Source organism: Streptomyces longispororuber, assembly GCF_024448165.1.
Lineage (GTDB): Bacteria > Actinomycetota > Actinomycetes > Streptomycetales > Streptomycetaceae > Streptomyces > Streptomyces longispororuber_A.
Window position 1 is genome coordinate 29,046 of the sequence record NZ_JAMOLN010000026.1, and the last position, 17,586, is coordinate 46,631.

Annotated in this window: 14 protein-coding genes; 10 read left to right on the top strand and 4 right to left on the bottom strand. The window is 73.4% G+C overall.

Translation table 11 applies throughout. The features are described from left to right. Positions 1-58: 58 nt before the first annotated feature. Positions 59-910: a YwqG family protein gene (locus M4J07_RS10355; RefSeq protein ID WP_255970090.1), complete on the top strand. Its 852-nt coding sequence runs from the start codon at positions 59-61 to the stop codon at positions 908-910. Here M4J07_RS10355 and M4J07_RS10360 read toward each other — a convergent pair. The 3 genes from M4J07_RS10360 to M4J07_RS10370 all read right to left on the bottom strand — a co-directional run bounded on the left by M4J07_RS10360 (position 891) and on the right by M4J07_RS10370 (position 3,899). Next, the gene (locus M4J07_RS10360) at positions 891-1,892 is read right to left on the bottom strand and encodes a COG1470 family protein (RefSeq protein ID WP_255970093.1); all 1,002 of its coding nucleotides are present in this window, start codon (positions 1,890-1,892) and stop codon (positions 891-893) included. The genes M4J07_RS10355 and M4J07_RS10360 overlap by 20 nt on opposite strands. A 147-nt stretch (positions 1,893-2,039) precedes the next feature. Next, entirely contained in the window at positions 2,040-3,374 is a 1,335-nt protein-coding gene (locus tag M4J07_RS10365; RefSeq protein ID WP_255970096.1) for a beta-xylosidase, read from the bottom strand. A 66-nt stretch (positions 3,375-3,440) separates the two neighbouring features. Beyond that, positions 3,441-3,899 carry a hypothetical protein gene (locus M4J07_RS10370; protein ID WP_255970099.1) on the bottom strand — a complete coding sequence of 153 codons (459 nt, stop codon included), beginning with the start codon at positions 3,897-3,899 and terminating at the stop codon, positions 3,441-3,443. A 449-nt stretch (positions 3,900-4,348) separates the two neighbouring features. On the opposite strand from M4J07_RS10370, the gene M4J07_RS10375 reads away from it, so the two are divergent. The 7 genes from M4J07_RS10375 to M4J07_RS10405 all read left to right on the top strand — a co-directional run bounded on the left by M4J07_RS10375 (position 4,349) and on the right by M4J07_RS10405 (position 10,991). Further along, a complete protein-coding gene (locus M4J07_RS10375; RefSeq protein ID WP_255970102.1) occupies positions 4,349-5,230 on the top strand; it encodes a hypothetical protein in 882 nt (293 codons plus the stop codon). A gap of 76 nt (positions 5,231-5,306) precedes the next feature. Further along, positions 5,307-6,482: an NAD(P)/FAD-dependent oxidoreductase gene (locus tag M4J07_RS10380; protein ID WP_255970105.1), complete on the top strand. Its 1,176-nt coding sequence runs from the start codon at positions 5,307-5,309 to the stop codon at positions 6,480-6,482. Further along, positions 6,479-6,793 (top strand): (2Fe-2S)-binding protein, encoded by a 315-nt coding sequence (locus tag M4J07_RS10385; RefSeq protein ID WP_255970108.1) that lies wholly within the window; start codon positions 6,479-6,481, stop codon positions 6,791-6,793. The genes M4J07_RS10380 and M4J07_RS10385 overlap by 4 nt, the downstream gene beginning before the upstream one ends. After that, entirely contained in the window at positions 6,777-8,246 is a 1,470-nt protein-coding gene (locus M4J07_RS10390) for an FAD/NAD(P)-dependent oxidoreductase (protein WP_255970111.1), read from the top strand. The genes M4J07_RS10385 and M4J07_RS10390 overlap by 17 nt, the downstream gene beginning before the upstream one ends. Further along, on the top strand, positions 8,243-9,148 hold the full coding sequence (locus tag M4J07_RS10395) for a dihydrodipicolinate synthase family protein (protein ID WP_255970115.1): 906 nt from the start codon (positions 8,243-8,245) through the stop codon (positions 9,146-9,148). The genes M4J07_RS10390 and M4J07_RS10395 overlap by 4 nt, the downstream gene beginning before the upstream one ends. An 89-nt stretch (positions 9,149-9,237) precedes the next feature. Continuing rightward, the gene (locus M4J07_RS10400) at positions 9,238-10,239 is read left to right on the top strand and encodes a proline racemase family protein (protein WP_255970118.1); all 1,002 of its coding nucleotides are present in this window, start codon (positions 9,238-9,240) and stop codon (positions 10,237-10,239) included. Positions 10,240-10,307: 68 nt separating this feature from the next. Next, positions 10,308-10,991: a GntR family transcriptional regulator gene (locus M4J07_RS10405; RefSeq protein WP_255970121.1), complete on the top strand. Its 684-nt coding sequence runs from the start codon at positions 10,308-10,310 to the stop codon at positions 10,989-10,991. A gap of 180 nt (positions 10,992-11,171) precedes the next feature. On the opposite strand, the gene M4J07_RS10410 is transcribed toward M4J07_RS10405, so the two are convergent. After that, on the bottom strand, positions 11,172-12,227 hold the full coding sequence (locus M4J07_RS10410) for a lipoate--protein ligase family protein (RefSeq protein ID WP_255970124.1): 1,056 nt from the start codon (positions 12,225-12,227) through the stop codon (positions 11,172-11,174). A 265-nt stretch (positions 12,228-12,492) separates the two neighbouring features. Between M4J07_RS10410 and M4J07_RS10415 the strand changes: the two genes are divergently transcribed. Together M4J07_RS10415 and M4J07_RS10420 are read left to right on the top strand one after the other, a co-directional pair. Next, complete coding sequence (locus M4J07_RS10415) at positions 12,493-15,609, top strand: glycoside hydrolase family 2 TIM barrel-domain containing protein (protein WP_255970127.1); 3,117 nt, start codon at positions 12,493-12,495, stop codon at positions 15,607-15,609. Continuing rightward, positions 15,606-17,573, top strand: a complete 1,968-nt coding sequence (locus tag M4J07_RS10420; RefSeq protein WP_255970130.1) for an alpha-glucuronidase — start codon at positions 15,606-15,608, stop codon at positions 17,571-17,573. The genes M4J07_RS10415 and M4J07_RS10420 overlap by 4 nt, the downstream gene beginning before the upstream one ends. Positions 17,574-17,586 lie beyond the last annotated feature (13 nt).

Below are 17,586 nucleotides of genomic sequence, written 5' to 3' on the forward strand. Positions count from 1 at the left end.
GAGAGGGGTCCCCGGTCTCCACGGCCGACTGTCAGTGGTGCCGTGCATGATCGGGGACATGACGTCGAACAACGAGGACGCGCTGCACGAGCTGGCCCGCGCCCAGCTGCCTGCCGACATCGCCGAGCGGTGGATCGGCCTCTTCAGACCGGGGATCGGGCTGGGGAGCGCGGACGGTTCGGGGGCCGGGCGCGTGGTGGGGCGCCTCGGCGGGCTGCCGGGGCTGCCGGCGGGGCAGGAGTGGCCCGTCTGGGAGGGGCACGGCCCGCTCTCCTTCATCGCCTCCGTCGACCTGGGCGAACTGCCGCACGGGAGCCTGGACATCGACCTGCCGGCGGACGGCACGCTCGCCTTCTTCTACTTCGACGGACAGGCCGACGACGGGGCGGCGCAGGTGTACGCGGACCGGCCGGAGAGCAGGGCGGGCGCCCGGGTGGTGTACGTGCCGGCGGACGCGGCCGTCGCCGAGCGGCCGGTGCCGCCGGGGCTCACCGCCTACGCCGAGGTGCCGCTCGTGGCGTGGGCCGAGACCACGGCGCCGTACCTGTGGCATCCGCTCGTGTACCGGGAGTTCGGGCCGATGGACGACGAGCATCCGCTGTGGGACGAGGACTTCAAGGAAGCGCTGTGGGACCTGGGGGAGAGCCGGCACCGGATCGGCGGGCACGCCGACCCGGTGCAGGACGAGGTGGAGACGGAGGTGGCCCACGGAGCGCTCGGCTGTCCGCCGTGGAACGATCCGCGGATCAACGAGGAGGCGCTGCGCTGGCTTCCCCTCGCCCAGTTCGACTCGGACGACGACGCCGGCATGATGTGGGGCGACGGCGGATCCCTCTACTGGCTCATCCGCCCCGAGGACCTCGCCGCACGCCGCTTCGACCGGGCCATGTTCACCTGGCAGTGCTCCTGACCACCACCCGCGGCGCGTCCACCGCCCCGACCCTGTCGCGTCCGCGTAGCCGGCGGACCCGCAGCAGCACCGCGCCCACCACCAGCACCACGGCGAGGACCGCCACGACCAGCCACGGCATCGCCACGAAGGAGGTGCTCGCCGACTCGCGGGTCTGGCGGGCGCTCGCCGTCAGCGTGACGTCGCCCCAGTCGAACTGCGGCGCCCCCGACCAGCGCGCGGTCAGCCGCACCCGCTGGCGCGGCAGCAGCTCCGACGGCAGACCGGTCAGTCCCCGCGACACGAGGGTGCGGCCGAACAGACCGTCCGCGCGCAGCCGGACCGCCGGGTCGAGGGTGACGTTGCCGCGGTTGTGCAGCGTGTACGAGATGACGGCCGTGCTGTCGCCCGTGCCGGGCACCACCGGACGGTGCTGGTCCACGCGGACGTCCTCGACGGCGATGGCGGGCATGGTGGGACCGCTGACCCGCAGATAGACCCGGGCGGCGACGGCCTGCCGTACGCCGAGGGCGAGCGAGCCGTCCGACGCGGCGACCCGTTCGTCGAGGGCGACGATCGCGCCGGGATGGTCGCCGGGCTCGGCACTCCGCGGCACCCGGATCGTCACCGGCACGGTGACCTTGCCGTGGCCGGGCACGGTGACGCGGGTGCGGGCGGGGCGGGCCCAGACGCCGACGCCGCGCTGCCGCTCGGTGCGGGTGCGCACGGCGAACCCGCCGTCCCTGGCGGTGTTGTAGGCGTCGGCGGCGTACAGGCGGAAGGTCAGCGGCTGCGCGGTCTTGTTGGCGACGACGACCTTGTCGCGCAGCGCGTCGCCGGGGTCGGCGGAGAGGTAGAAGTAGGGGCGCTGGGCGAGCTCGGTGGCGTAGGGGAAGACGGACCAGCTGCCGTTGTCGGCGGCGTGGGCGGGTGTGCCGCCCAGCAGGTTCAGGGAGCTCAGGAGCAGGACGAGCAGGGCGGTGGCGTACGACGGCTTGCGCATGGGTGCGGACCCCCGGGGCGGGCAGGCGTGACGGAGAAGGTGACGGACGGCGAGACGGACGGCGCGGCGGACAGCGCGGCGGAGAGTGAGGTGGTCCGGGCGGGTGCGCGCCCGGACCGTGGTGCTCGACGGGTGGTCCTGATCAGCTCAGCTCAGCGTGAGCGTGAGGACCGCCGAGTACGCGCCGGGCGGGGTGTACGCCGGCACGTTCAGCGAGAGCCGCGCGTCGACCGTGAACTCGCCGCCGGTCAGGGCGCCGTCGGGCGCGGAGGCGAGCGTCGCACCCGCGCTGCCGACCGACCCGGGGGAACCGGCCTTGCAGGTGCTCGGGCTGCCTTCCTTGGTGACGCAGACCGGGGTCCAGCCGAGCTTGTCCCCGCTGACGCTCGCCCCGCCGGGGCCGGCGAAGTCGGTGACCTTGCCGGTCAGGGACCAGCCCGCGGGCCCGCCGCGGAAGTCCTTGACCGTCACCGTCTGCAGATTGCCGCGCGAGAAGCCGCCCTTGCCGAAGTCGACGCCCGCCAGGTCGACGGTGTCTCCGGCCTGCCCCATCGACAGCGTGCCCGCCTTCACGGACGTGTTGACCTTCTGGCTGTCCGCGGGCAGCGGGGTGTCGTCGATGACGACGTACGCCGCGGGACCCGCGCCCTTCTCGGTGCTCCAGGAACTCCCTTCGTACGCGACGACACCGGTCGTCGCCTTGTCGGTGACGGTCAGGGACCCGGTGAAGGAGCCCTGCGCGTCGGCGGTGGCGCTCGCCTTGTCGGCGGTCTCCGCGGCCCCGTTGCGGCCGGCCAGCGTGACGGTGGCGCCCGGGGTGAACTTGGCGCCGGTGACGGTGACCGCGTCACCCGGCTTGCCGGAGGCCGAACCCAGCTGGACGGTGCGGGGGTTGGTCGTGCCGCCGCCGTCCGTCGCGGTCACCGTCTCGGAGACCGGGGCGGGCGGGTTCGTCACCGTACAGGGGGTGTCCAGCTCCATGATGTAGCTGGTGTGGATGTTGTAGTCGCCGGGCGAGAGCTTGATCGCGCCGGGCGCGGTCACCGTGAACGTGCCCGTCATGGAGAACGACGGGAAGGCGCCCTTGCCGGGCACCGGGTCGTTCTTCTTGGGCCCGGCGACCGTCAGCTCCCCGCTCTGCGCACCGGACAGCACGACCTTCCCGGTGGGCGTCATGATGTCGGCGGGCAGTGCCAGGTCGACGGGGTTGCTCGCGGCCGGTTTGACCACCGTGTACGTGACGGTGACCGTGTCCCCGACCTTCGGGGCGGCGTTGTCCACCGCTATCTGCGCGGTGGTGGTGCCGTCGATCGGCGGGATGCCCGCGATGGCGGGCGGGATGCAGTGCGTGGCGAAGTCCACGGCGTCGGCCGCGGCAGCGGTCGCCGCCGCGGTGGTGGCGCTCGCGCCGGTGGCCACGAGCGCGGCGGCCCCGAGCAGGGCCGCCCAGTGGCGACGCCGTCTTCGTCCGGTGGAATCCATGCGTGTCCTGTCCTCTCCTCATACGTGTGCGGGTTCCGGGCAGTGCGTGTGGGGGGAGGTGAGCCGTCAGTCGAAGACGAACGGGCCGGGTGCCTGCGGGCCTTCGAAGGTGCAGGTGACGGCGATGCCGAAGATCACCATGCGCAGCGAGCCGCCGTACGCCTCCAGGGTGTCGCCGGGGGCCACGACGCCGTCGAGCGGGCCGACCTGGACGCCGCTGCCCGCGCTCATGGCCGGGTTCCTGGTGCCGCTGAAGACGGTGGTGCCGCCGCCCGCCTTCGTCAGGGTGAGGGTGGCGGCGATGGTGTCCTCGGCCACGCCGACCGGTGTGGTGATCTCCGAGGAGCTGAGGGTCATGGTCGCGGCGGTGCCGGCCTGGGCGGCGGTGAGCGTGGCCTCGCCGCTGCCGTAGAGGCCGCAGTCCGCGATGACAGTGGCCGACTGCGGGGTGACGGCCGCGGCGGACGGAGCGAACGCCAGCCCCGCGGCGGCGAGGGTGCCCGCGGCCAGGGCCGCGCACGTCATGGCGCGTCGGTGCGGCGCCCCTTGCGCGGATCCGGTGGATCTCGCAGATCTCACCGATCTCGCGGATCTCGCCGATCTCGCCGATCTCGTGGAGCCCGTGGGTCTCATCGAAGTCCCTTCCCGTGCTGTTCCCGTGGTGCCGCGCGCGCCGGGTGGGCGCGGGCCTGCTCGTGCGGGCACGCCGCAGGGTTGCCTGTGGCGCGAGTGGGGGAGGTGCGGCGGACCGCTCGCGAGCGGGGTGCGGCACGCGGCGCGGAGAGTTTCTGACGGCCCGTCAAACTGTGGTGCGCCGTCCATTGATGCGCAGGAAGCGTGGAGGCGCAAGAGATATTCGGAGGAACTTCCGAGGAAACTGTCCGCCGGGCGGACGGCCGGCCGAACGTTTCCGGGCCACCCCGCGTCCAGGGGACGGAGCGCGCAGCGGCTGCGCGCGGAGGGTGGTTGCGGGTATGCGGATCGGTGCGGGGCAGGTCGTGGCGGGGCTCGTGGCCTTGCTGGCGGTGGCCGGCTGCGGGAGCGAGGTGCCCGAAGGGCTCGTGCTCAAGGAGTCGAAGGGGGCGGGGGCGCCCGCGTCCCCGTACGCGGGGCCGCTCAAGGCGAAGACGCCGTCCTGGGTCGGCGAGGACAGCCCGCTGGAGGGCGGTGGGGCCGCCCTGCTGACGCTGGAGTGCCAGGGGAAGCCCAGTAGTGCCGGATCGGGCTCCGACTACGACGACGACCCGACGGACTCACCGGAGGAGGCGCTGGCCGCACAGGTCGGCGACCAGTTCTGGCACGACATGCCGGACCGCGACTACCGCGTGGAACGCCGCACCGGCACCCGGGTGCTGTTCTCCTACGACGTCGGCGGTCGCACCCGGGCCGCCGTGATCGTCGCCAAGGGCCGTGCGGACAAGGCCGGTTGGCGTGGCGAGACGCGGGCGAGCTGCGATCCGTCGGAGTTCCGCCGGGCGGATCGCGAGCGGCTCGACATCAAGGTGTGGGAGGACCGGCGGGGCCGCCCCGTGTCCACGACGAAGATCGACAGTTCGATGGGGCCCGAGCACTGCGACTGGCAGACGGTCGAGTTCCTGCACCTCGACAGCGCGAAGGACCGGCGCGGCCAGGGGCGGCAGTACCTCCGCGACCCCGAGGGGCAGTTGACCGGCCTGAAGACGCTGCGCTCGTCGTACGCCGAGGACGTGCCGATGCCGGCCGACGCCGTCGACACGGGCTACCGCCACCACGGCCGGGAGCTGTGGCTGGCGGCCGACGGGGCCGCGGCGTACGTGCGCACCGACGGCCGGGTGGAGCGCTGGCCCGGGGTGACGGAGCCCGTGGCCTGCGCCTGAAGTCCCGCATTTCGTAAGGGAGTTGCATCCCGTCCGACCCCTTGGCCCGTACAGTGGCGTGTGACATAGTACTGACGTGGCCAAGCCGCTGACCTGTGATGTCGTGGTAGTCGGGGCCGGGATGGTGGGGGCGGCGAGCGCCCTCTACGCCACCCGGGAGGGTCTGGACGTCGTGCTGGTGGACCGTGGTCCGGTGGCCGGCGGCACGACCGGATCCGGTGAGGGCAACCTCCTGGTCTCCGACAAGGAACCCGGCCCCGAGCTCGAACTCGCCCTGCTATCCGGCCGGTTGTGGTCGGCGCTCGCCGCCGAAGCCGGGGTCGCCGCCGCGATCGAGTACGAGGCGAAGGGCGGTGTCGTCGTCGCCTCGACGCCGGACGGGCTCACCGCCCTGGCGGACCTCGCCGTCGGCCAGCGGGCCGCGGGCGTCACCGCCGACCCGGTCGACGCCCACGCCCTGTACGACCTGGAGCCCCACCTCGCCCCCGGCCTGCCGGGCGGCGTCCACTACCCGCAGGACGCGCAGGTCATGCCGACGCTCGCCGCCGCCCACCTGATCCGGATCGCCCGCACCGGGGGCGCCCGGCTGCGCACCGGTTCGACCGTCACCGGCGTCCTGCGCACGGCGGCCGGTGCCGTGCGCGGCGTCCGCACGGACGGGGCGGAGATCCACGCCCCGGCCGTGGTGAACGCGGCGGGCACCTGGGGCGGCGAACTGGCCGCGCTGGCCGGGGTGGAGCTCCCCGTCCTGCCGCGCCGCGGCTTCGTCCTGGTCACCGAACCGCTGCCCCGCATGGTGCACCACAAGGTGTACGCGGCGGACTACGTCGCCGACGTGGCCAGCGACTCGGCGGCCCTGCAGACCTCACCCGTGGTGGAGGGGACGGCGGCCGGTCCTGTCCTGATCGGGGCGAGCCGCGAGCGGGTCGGCTTCGACCGGGAGTTCTCACTCCCGGTGGCCCGCGCCCTCGCCGCCGGCGCGACCCGGCTCTTCCCCTTCCTTGCCCAAGTGCGCGCCATGCGCGGCTACTTGGGGTTCCGCCCTTACATGCCGGACCACCTGCCCGCGATCGGTCCTGACGCCCGGGTCCCCGGCCTCTTCCACGCCTGCGGCCACGAGGGTGCGGGCATCGGCCTGTCCACCGGGACCGGACGCCTCATCGCCCAGGCCCTCGCCGGGCGGACCCCGGACCTCGACCTCGCACCGTTCCGCCCCGACCGCTTCGAGCGCCGCCAGGAGGACACCGCGTGAGAGACCGAACGCCCCTGCGGCTGACGCGGGCCCGGCCCGAGCCCGCCTTCACCGTCACCTTCGATGGCCGTGGCCTCGACGTGCTGCCCGGCCGCACGGTCGCCGCCGCGCTCTGGGCGGCGGGCATCACCTCCTGGCGCACCACCCGGCACGGCGGCACGGCGCGCGGCGTCCTCTGCGGCATCGGCGTCTGCTTCGACTGCCTGGTCACCGTCAACGGCCGCCCGAACCAGCGCGCCTGCCTCGTCCGTGCCGAACCCGGCGACGTGATCACCACCCAGGAAGGCACCGGGCATGACGGCGCACGGTGAGCGGCCCCGGCTCGCCGTCGTCGGCGCGGGCCCCGCCGGACTCGCCGCCGCCCTCGCTGCCGCGCGGCAGGGCCTGACCGTCACCCTCGTCGACGCGGCACCGCAGGCGGGCGGCCAGTTCCACCGGCAGCCCGCCGAAGGGCTCGGGGCGCGCCGGGCGCGGGCACTGCACCACCGGTGGAGCACCTGGGAACGGCTGCGCGACGGCCTCGCACGGCACGTCGCGGCAGGCCGCATCACTCACCTGCCCGACCATCATGTGTGGACCGTGGAAAGGGAGAAGGACACGGACCCGGACCTGGACCCGGACGGGACCTTCGTCGTGCACGCCCTGCGCGGTCCCGCGCAAGAAGAGCCCGCCACCGTGCGCGCCGACGGGCTGGTCATCGCCACCGGCGGCTACGAGACGGTGCTGCCGTTCCCCGGTTGGACCCTGCCCGGCGTGGTCACGGCGGGTGGCGCCCAGGCCATGCTCAAGGGTGGCCTCGTGCTGCCGGGCCGCACCGCCGTCGTCGCCGGCACCGGACCGCTCCTGATGCCCGTCGCCGCCGGACTCGCGGCGGCCGGGGCACGCGTCGCCGCGCTCGTGGAGGCGGCGGGGGCCCGGGACGTCGCGCGCAGCGCCCCCGCTCTCGCCGCGCACCCCGGCAAACTCGCGGAAGGCGCCCGGTACGCCGCCGAGCTGCTGCGCCACCGCGTACCCGTCAGGAGCCGGCACACCGTCGTCGCCGCCCACGGCACCGACCGCCTCGACGCCGTCACCGTCGCCGCACTCGACCCCGACGGGCGGGTCAGGACCGGCACCGGGCACCGCGTCCCGTGCGACACCCTCGCCGTCGGCCACGGCATGCTGCCGCACACCGACCTCGCCGAGACCCTCGGCTGCGCGGTCGACGGACGCCGGGTCCGGGTCGACGACGAGCAGCGTACCGATGTGCCCGGCGTCTGGGCGGCCGGCGAGACGACCGGCATCGGCGGCGCCGACCTCGCCCTCGCCGAGGGGCGGATCGCCGGACTGTCCGCCGCGGCCCGCCTCGATTCCCGTACGCCCGACCGGAGTTCGTGGCGGTCCGCCGCCGCGGCACGGTCCCGGCTCCGGCGCTTCGCCTCCGCCGTCGACGCCGTGTACCGGCCGCCCGCGCACTGGACCGACCAGGTCACCGACGACACCGTCGTGTGCCGCTGCGAGGAGGTGCCCGCGGCCGACGTCCGTGCGGCCGTCGGCGAACTCGGCGCCGGTGACCTGCGCACCGTGAAGCTGCTCACCCGCGCAGGCATGGGCTGGTGCCAGGGTCGTATGTGCGGACCGGCGGTGGCCGGACTCCTGGGGTGCGAACTCCCCGTGTCACGGCGGCCGTTCGCCCGGCCCTTACCGCTCGGCGTCCTTGCCGGAGCCACGGAAGACCCCACGGAAGACCCGCAGCCCGTACGACCCGAGGAGGAGAACGCATGACGCACCCCGAGTCCGGCCCCCGCCACCCCTGGCACGGCGTCCTGGTCGCCACCGCGCTGCCGTTCCGCGCCGACCTGACCGTCGACCTCGACCGGTACGCCGAGCACTGCGCCTGGCTCGTCGAGAGCGGCTGCGACGGCGTCGTGCCCAACGGCTCGCTCGGCGAGTACCAGGTGCTCACCCCGGACGAGCGGACCGCGGTCGTCGAGACCGCCGTGGCCGCGGTCGGCGGGGACCGGGTGATGCCGGGCGTCGCCGCGTACGGCTCCGCGGAGTCCCGGCGCTGGGCCGAGCGGGCCAAGGACGCCGGCTGCCGCGCGGTGATGCTGCTGCCGCCCAACTCCTATCGTGCCGACGAGCGTTCGGTCCTCGCCCACTACGAGGAGGTCGCCCGGGCCGGGCTGCCGGTCGTGGCGTACAACAACCCGATCGACACCAAGGTCGACCTGGTCCCCGAGCTCCTCGCGAAGCTGCACGGCGAAGGGTTCATCCGGGGCGTCAAGGAGTTCTCCGGCGACGTCCGCCGCGCCTACCGCATCGCCGAACTCGCGCCGGAACTCGACCTGTTGGCGGGCGCCGACGACGTCGTGCTCGAACTCGCCGCGGCCGGGGCGAAGGGCTGGATCGCCGGATTCCCCAACGCCCTGCCGAAGGCCGGTGCGGCCCTGTACCGCGCGGCCGCCCGGGGCGACCTGACCACCGCGATGCCGCTCTACCGCACCTTGCACGCGCTCTACCGCTGGGACTCGAAGGTCGAGTTCGTCCAGGCCATCAAGGAGTCCATGGACGCCGTCGGACGGTACGGCGGCCCCTGCCGTCCGCCGCGCGTCCCGCTCCTGCCCGAGCAGGCGGCGGCCGTCCGCGCCGCGACCCAGAAGGCCGTCGCCGAAGGCCTCGCCTGACCTCCGCCGCCCCGCAGCCCGCCACCCCGTCGCCCGCCAGCGACGCCGTACGCCACCGACGACGCCCGTCACCCAAGGAAGGCCCGGCCATGCGCAGCACCCTCGTCCTGCACGCCGTCGACTCGCACACCGAGGGCATGCCGACCCGCGTCGTCACCGGCGGCGTCGGCACCCTGCCCGGCGCGACGATGAACGAACGGCGCCTCCACCTCCGGGAACACCGGGACGACATCAAGCAGTTGCTGATGAACGAGCCGCGCGGGCACGCCGCCATGAGCGGTGCGATCCTGCAGCCGCCGACCCGCCCCGACTGCGACTGGGGCGTCGTCTTCATCGAGGTCTCCGGCTACCTGCCGATGTGCGGGCACGGCACCATCGGCGTCGCCACCGTCCTCGTGGAGACCGGCATGGTCGAGGTCGTCGAGCCGGTCACCACGATCCGCCTCGACACCCCGGCCGGACTCGTCGTCGCCGAGGTCGCCGTCACGAAGGGCGCCGCACGCCACGTCACGCTGCGGAACGTGCCGTCGTTCTCCGTCGCCCTCGACCGCAAGGCCATCCTCGCCGACGGCCGCACGGTCACGTACGACCTGGCCTACGGCGGCAACTTCTACGCGATCCTGCCGCTCGACCAGTTCGAGCTGCCCTTCGACCGGGCCCGCAAGGACGACATCCTCCAGGCCGGGCTGGCCCTCATGGACGCCGTCAACGCCGAGGCGGAGCCGGTCCACCCGGAGGACCCGTCGATCCGGGGCTGCCACCACGTCCACCTGTACGCGCCGGGATCCGACGCCCGGCACTCGCGGCACGCCATGGCCATCCACCCCGGCTGGTTCGACCGCTCGCCCTGCGGCACGGGCACCAGCGCGCGGATGGCGCAACTGCACGTGCGCGGCGAACTCCCGCTGCACACCGAGTTCGTGAACGAGTCCTTCATCGGAACCCGGTTCACCGGACGCCTCCTCGGCACCACCGACGTCGCCGGGACCCCCGCCGTGCTGCCCAGCTTCACCGGCCGCGCCTGGATCACCGGCACCGCCCAGTACCTGCTCGACCCCACCGACCCGTTCCCCACGGGATTCGTCCTCTGAGACCGCCGAGATCCGCTGAGAACGGCTGAGAACCACCGAGAACCGATGAGACAAACACGGGAGTCCCGATGACCGCCCACCGTCCCGCTCCCGCCCTGCCCCGTGTCGGCGCCGAGAAGCGCAGCCACCGCGAGCGGGTCGCCGACGCGCTGCGGGCCGCGCTGATCGCGGGGGAGTTGCGCGAGGGCGAGGTCTACTCCGCGCCCGGTCTCGCCGGCCGGTTCGGGGTCTCGGCCACCCCGGTGCGCGAGGCGATGCTCGACCTCGCCAAGGAGGGTCTGGTCGACGCCGTGCCCAACAAGGGGTTCCGGGTCACCGCGGTCTCCGCGCAACAGCTCGACGAGTACACGCACGTCCGCGCCCTCATCGAGATCCCCACCACCGTCGGCCTCGCGACCACCGCGGACCCGGCGGACCTGGCGGCGCTGCGCCCCGTCGCCCGGGAGATCGTCGACGCGGCGGCGGCCGGCGACCTCATCGCGTACGTCGAGGCGGACATCCGCTTCCACCTGGGACTGCTCGCCCTCGCCGGGAACGACCACCTCGTCGCGGTCGTCGGCGACCTGCGCAAACGCGCCCGCCTCTACGGCCTGGACGCCCTGGTCCGCGCGGGCCGCCTCACCGCGTCCGCGGAGGAGCACCTGGAACTGCTCGACGCCCTGCTGTCCCGCGACGCGCAGGCCACCCACACAGTCATGACCCGCCACCTCTCCCACGTGAGGGGCCTCTGGGCGTCCCCCGACCACCCGTAGGCGCGAGGAACCGCGCGAGCAACCCACGACTCACGGCCCCGACGAGGCAGACGGCATCAGCGCCCCGAAAGGGGCGCGGGGAACTGCGCGAGCAACCCACCACTACCGGCAGCCGCGCCGCCACAGAGACCGAGCAGACGCCCCCGCGCCACCCTCACACGGCCAGGCGCACCGGACGGGTCACGGCACCCGAGCCGTCCACGCATCGGTGCCGAACTTCGTACGCACCAGCTCCTCGGCGGCAGCCATCTCCGCCTCGGTCACCTTGTCCTCGCTCAGCCCGTACCGGCCCCGGAACGATTCGATCATGCGGGCGATGACCTCCTCGCGGGGCAGACCGGTCTGCCGGCGCAGCGGGTCCACGCGCTTCTTGGCGCTCTTGGTGCCCTTGTCGGAGAGCTTCTCGCGACCGATGCGGAGCACCTCCACCATCTTGTCGGCATCGATGTCGTACGACATCGTCACGTGGTGCAGCACCGCGCCCTGCCCGGCCGCGACCCGCTTCTGCGCGGCGCCCGCGACCTTGCCGACGTCCGTGGCGATGTCGTTCAGCGGCTGGTACCACGCCTTGATCCCCATGTCGCCGAGGGCGCCGAGCACCCAGTCGTCGAGATAGGCGTACGAGTCCTGGAAGGAGAGTCCGGAGACCAGCGACTCGGGGACCGCGAGGGAGTACGTGATCGTGGACCTCGGCTCCGCGAACATCGCGCCGCCGCCCGAGATCCGGCGCACGACGGTGACGCCGTGCCGCTCGACGCCCTCGGGGTCGACCTCGTTGCGCAGCGACTGGAAGCTGCCGATGATCACCGCGGGCCGGTCCCACTCCCACACGCGCAGCGTCGGCGGCCGGTGCCCGAGTGCGACCTGCTCCGTCATCACCTCGTCGAGCGCCATGTGCAGCACGGGGGACTGGGGCGCGTCGTGGATGAGCTGCCAGTCGTAGTCGCGCCAGTCCGTGGCCTGGGCGAGCGCGCGGCGCACCGCCGTGGCGACGCCCTCGGTGGTGAGGCCTAGCATGGTGGTGCCGGCCGGCAGCGCGGCGTCGATCCGGGCGGTCAGGGCGGCCGTGTCCGCGTCGGCCGGGGCGCCTTCGAGCGCGGCGTTGATCGCCGGGAGCGCGTCGTCCGGTTCGAGGAAGAAGTCGCCCGCGACCCGCACGTCCCGCAGGACCCCGTCCACCACGTCCACATCGACGACGACCAGCTTGCCGCCGGGAATCTTGTACTCGCCGTGCACCGTGTGCCGCCTTCCACCGCTGTTGTCCGTATCTTCCGACAACGCTAACCGGAAGCCGGACATTCCGGGTGCCCGTGGCGTCCCGGCACGCCCTGATCACCCACGCGACGACGGAACGCCTCAGGGAGACCGGGCGCCCCACGAGCCGAGTTCGGTAAGGGCCTTGACGAATGCTGGTGGCGGACCGGAAGAATCCTCCTGTTCCGTCAAGTTGCCTTCTGGTGGAACGTGTTGACACTGCCGCGCCGCTCCGAGGGGACCGTCCATGTCCGTCACCCGTAGATCCGTGCTGGCCGCGGGCGCGGCCGCCCCCGTGGCCGGAGCGCTCGCCGCCCCCGCGGCCCGCGCCGCCGACCGCGCCGGGAGCACCGGCCGGCACACCGTCCCCCTCACCGACGGCTGGCGCTTCGCCCTGGTCAGCCCCGACGGCATCACCGACCCGACCGGCGCCTACACCGACGCCGAGCAGCCCGGGTACGACGACGGGGACTGGCGCCGGGTCGCCGTGCCGCACGACTGGAGCATCGAGCAGACCCCCACCCCCGAGCACAACACCACCAGCGGCACCGGCTTCCTGCCGGGCGGACTCGGCTGGTACCGCACCACGTTCACGGTGCCGAGCGCATACGCGGGCAAGCGGATCTCCGTCGAGTTCGACGGCGTGTACATGGACGCGAACGTCTACCTCAACGGCGAGCTCGTCGGCAACCACCCCTACGGCTACACGGGCTTCGCCCTCGACGTCACCGACCTGGTGCACAGCGACGGCCGTACCGCCGACGTCCTCGCGGTCGAGGTCCGCAACCGGCTGCCCAGCAGCCGCTGGTACTCGGGCAGCGGCATCTACCGCAACGTCCGCCTAGTCGTCACCGAACCGGTGCACGTCGAGCGCTGGGGCACCTTCGTGACCACGCCCGACCTCGCGGCCACCGTCGACCGGGGGTACGCCACGGTCGACGTCCGCACCGCCGTCGTGAACGCGTCGGGGGCCGCGCGGGACGTCACCGTCGTCTCCACCGTCCGCGACCCCAAGGGGCGCCGTGTCGCCCGCACCGAGTCCGTCCTCACGGGGGTCGGTGCCGAGTCGAAGACCGCCCACGACCAACTGACCGTCCGGAAACCGCAGTTGTGGTCCGTCGAGACGCCGGGGCATCGCTACACGCTCGTCACCGACCTGCGCGTGGACGGCCGCACCGTCGACACGTACCGCACCCGCTTCGGCATCCGGCACGCCGCCTTCGACCCGGACACCGGATTCACCCTCAACGGCCGCTACGCCAAGCTCAAGGGCGTCGACCTGCATCACGACCTCGGCGCGCTCGGCGCCGCCGTCCAGCCCGACGCCGTGCGCCGCCAGCTGACCATCATGAAGAGCATGGGCGTGAACGCCCTGCGCACCTCCCACAACCCGCCCGCGCCCGAGGTGATCGAGGCGTGCGAGGACCTCGGCATCGTCATGCTGGTGGAGGCCTTCGACTGCTGGCGCACCGGCAAGAACCGCTACGACTACGGGCGCTTCTTCGACGCCCACTCCGACGCGGACATCGCCGAGATGGTGCGCGCCGCCCGCAACTCGCCCGCCGTCCTCATGTGGTCGATCGGCAACGAGATCCCCGACTCCACCCGCACCGAGGGCATCGCCATGGCGCAGCGCCTCATCGGTGACGTCAGGGCGCTCGACCCGACCCGGCCCGTCGTCATCGGCTCCGACAAGTACCGCTCGCTGCCCGCCGCCGGCTCGCCCGCCGACCAGATCCTCGCGGGCCTCGACGGCCTCGGCCTCAACTACAACACCGCCGCCTCCGTCGACGCCCTGCACGCCCGCTATCCGCACCTGTTCCTCTTCGAGTCCGAGTCGTCGTCCGAGACGTCGACCCGCGGCACCTACCAGGAGCCCGGACACCTCAACACCGGCGAGAACCACACGCCCGGCAGGCGGGCCACGTCCAGCTACGACAACAATCTCGCCTCCTGGACGATGAGCGGAGAGTACGGCCTGAAGAAGGACCGCGACCGGCGCTTCTTCACCGGCGAGTTCCTCTGGTCCGGCATCGACTACATCGGCGAGCCGACGCCCTACGACGTGTTCCCGGTGAAGGCGTCGTTCTTCGGCGCGGTCGACACGGCCGGGTTCCCGAAGGACATGTACCACCTCTTCCGCAGCCAGTGGTCGGACGAGCCGATGGTGCACCTGCTGCCCATGGACTGGACGACGCACGAGGACGGGGCGGAGGTCGAGGTGTGGGCGTACGCGAACGTCGCCGACGTCGAGCTGTTCCTCGACGGCCGCTCCCTGGGCGTGCGGTCCTTCGACGAGAAGAAGACCGTCGACGGGCGGACCTACCTGGAGACCACGGAGGCCACGCACGACGACAGGACCGTCACCGGCGGCCCCTACCCGGGCAGCTACACCTCACCGAACGGCAGCGCCGGCAAGCTGCACCTGACGTGGAAGGTGCCGTTCGCCGCCGGTGAGCTGAAGGCCGTGGCCCGGCGCGGCGGCAAGATCGTGGCGACGGACGTGCTGCGCACGGCGGGCCGGCCCCACGCGGTGCGGCTGACCGCCGACCGCAGGTCGACCGGCGCGGACGGGAGGTCCCTGGTGTTCGTGACCGCCGAGGTCGTCGACGCCGAGGGCGTCGTCGTGCCCGACGCCGCGCACCTCCTCGAATTCGACGTGACCGGCGGCCGGTTGGCCGGCGTGGACAACGGGCAGCAGGAGAGCGCCGAGCGCTACCAGGCCGCCACCCGCACCACCTTCCACGGACTTGCCCTCGCGATCGTCCGCGCGGGCACGAAGCCCGGCACGCTCACCGTCACCGCCCGCTCCGCCGGCCTGAAGCCGGGCAAGGCGTCCGTGCGGGTGACCGGACCGGCGGGCGCACCCGTCACGCCCACCGAGCCCTTCGCGCCCGACCCCGGCCCCGGAACCCCGAAGTACCCGTCGGCCGACGCCAGTTACTCGGGCGCGCCGACCACCCTGCCCGCCGCGATGCTCGACGGCGACGCGGCCACCCAGTGGTCGAACGCCTTCCAGAAGTCCGCCACCGCCCTGCTGCCCGCCTTCAACGGCGCGCGGCCCACCGACTGGGTCTCCGTGGAGTGGGCGGACGAGCGGTCCTTCGGCCGCGTCGAGGCCTCCTTCACCGTCGACACCAAACACTCCCTGCCGCGCTCCGTGGACGTCGCGGTCTGGGACGGCGCACGGTACGTCCCCGTGCCGGACGTCGACATCGACTGGGCCGCCGCGTCCGGCGAGCCGACCGTCCTCACCTTCGACGCCGTACGCGGCAGCCGCCTGCGCCTGACCATGACCAGCGCCCAACCCGGTGACGTCCAGGGCGCGTTCGGTATCAGCGCGCTCGACGTGGCGGAGTCGTGAGCGGCCCATCGGCCGGGACCGACCCGGCCTGGCTCCCCGCCGAGGCGTTCCGCGCGGTCGGCTCCCGACGCGTCCAGGTGCGGGGCGAGGGACCGCTCGTCGACACCGTGCGGGCCGAGGTCGCCGACGCCCGCGCGCGGTTCGGCGGCGCGGCGGACGGGCCCGCCGACCTGGTGCTGTGCCTCGACGGCACCGGCGACGAAGGGCCCGAGGGCTTCACCCTGGAGCGGACGGCCGGGCGGACCACCGTCACGGCCGCCGCCCCCGCCGGCCTGCTGTACGGCTTCTTCGAGGTGGTCCGGCTCGGCGAGGACGCCTTCGTCGAGGCGCCCGCGCGCACCCACCGCCCCGCCGTCGCCGAGCGCATGCTGAACCACTGGGACAACATCGACGTCCACCCCGTCATGGGCCAGGTAGAGCGCGGCTACGCGGGCGGCTCCCTCTTCTGGCAGGACGGAAAGGCCCGCGGCGACCTCGCCCGGATACGCGCCTACGGGCGGCTCCTCGCGGCCTGCGGCATCAACGCGCTCAGCGTGAACAACGTGAACGTCCACCCGGCCGAGTCCCGCCTCCTCACCGACCGCATCCCCGAAGTCGCGGCCATCGCCGACGAGTTGCGGGTCTATGGCATTCGCACCCACCTCTCCGTCAGCTTCGCCGCACCCGTCCTCCTCGGTGGCCTCGACACCGCCGACCCGCTCGACGAGGACGTCCGGCAGTGGTGGCGGGCCGCAGCCGACCACGTGTACGCGCACGTCCCCGACTTCGGCGGCTTCGTCGTCAAGGCCGACTCCGAAGGGCAGCCGGGACCGTTCGCGTACGGCCGCAGCCACGCCGACGGCGCCGATCTGCTCGCCGACGCCCTCGCCCCGCACGGAGGCACCGTCCACTGGCGGGCCTTCGTCTACGACCACACCCAGGACTGGCGCGACCGCACCACGGACCGGGCCCGCGCCGCGTACGACCACTTCGCCCCGCTCGACGGGCAGTTCGGGGACAACGCGGTCCTCCAGGTCAAGCACGGGCCGATGGACTTCCAGGTCCGCGAGCCCGTCTCCCCGGTCATCGGCGCCCTGCCGCACACCCGGGTCGCCGTCGAACTGCAGGTCACCCAGGAGTACACCGGGCAGCAGCGGCACGTGTGCGCGCTCGCCCCCATGTGGTCGCAGGTGCTGCGCTTCCGGCCGGAGGGCGCCGAAGGGCCGTCCGTCGGCGGCATCGCGGACAGCCTCGTCGCCGTGTCGAACGCCGGCGACGACCCGTACTGGACCGGCCACCCGCTCGCCCAGTTCAACCTGTACGCGTTCGGCCGCCTGGCCTGGGACCCCGACGCGGACCCCGATCAACTCCTCGGCGACTGGCTGGAGTTGACGTTCACCCCGCACCGCTCCGCCGAGCCCGAGCGGCTCCGCGCCGGACTGCGCGCGGTCCTGGCCGGGTCCTGGGCGACGTACGAGAAGTACACCGCGCCCCTCGGCGTCGGCTTCATGGTGCAGCCGGGACACCACTACGGGCCGAGCGTCGACGGCTACGAGTACAGCCCCTGGGGGACGTACCACTTCGCGGACCGCGAGGGCATCGGCGTCGACCGCAGCGCGGCCACCGGCACCGGCTACGCGGCGCAGTACGCCAAGCCGTGGCGGGAGACGTACGAGAACGCCGACACCTGCCCCGACGACCTGCTGCTCTTCTTCCACCACGTGCCGTACGGGCACGTGCTGCACAGCGGCACGACCGTGATCCAGCACATCTACGACACCCACTTCGAGGGCGTGGCGGAGGTGGTGGAGGCCCGCGAGGTGTGGGCGTCGCTCGCCGGACTGGTCCGTCCCGACGTGCACGAACGCGTCAGCGAGCGGTACGCGGAGCAGGAACGCTGCGCGCGCGAGTGGCGCGACCAGATCAACAGCTACTTCCTGCGCGCCTCCGGGGTGCCGGACGCGCACGGGCGCCGCATCCACTGAGGGGCAGGGCGCC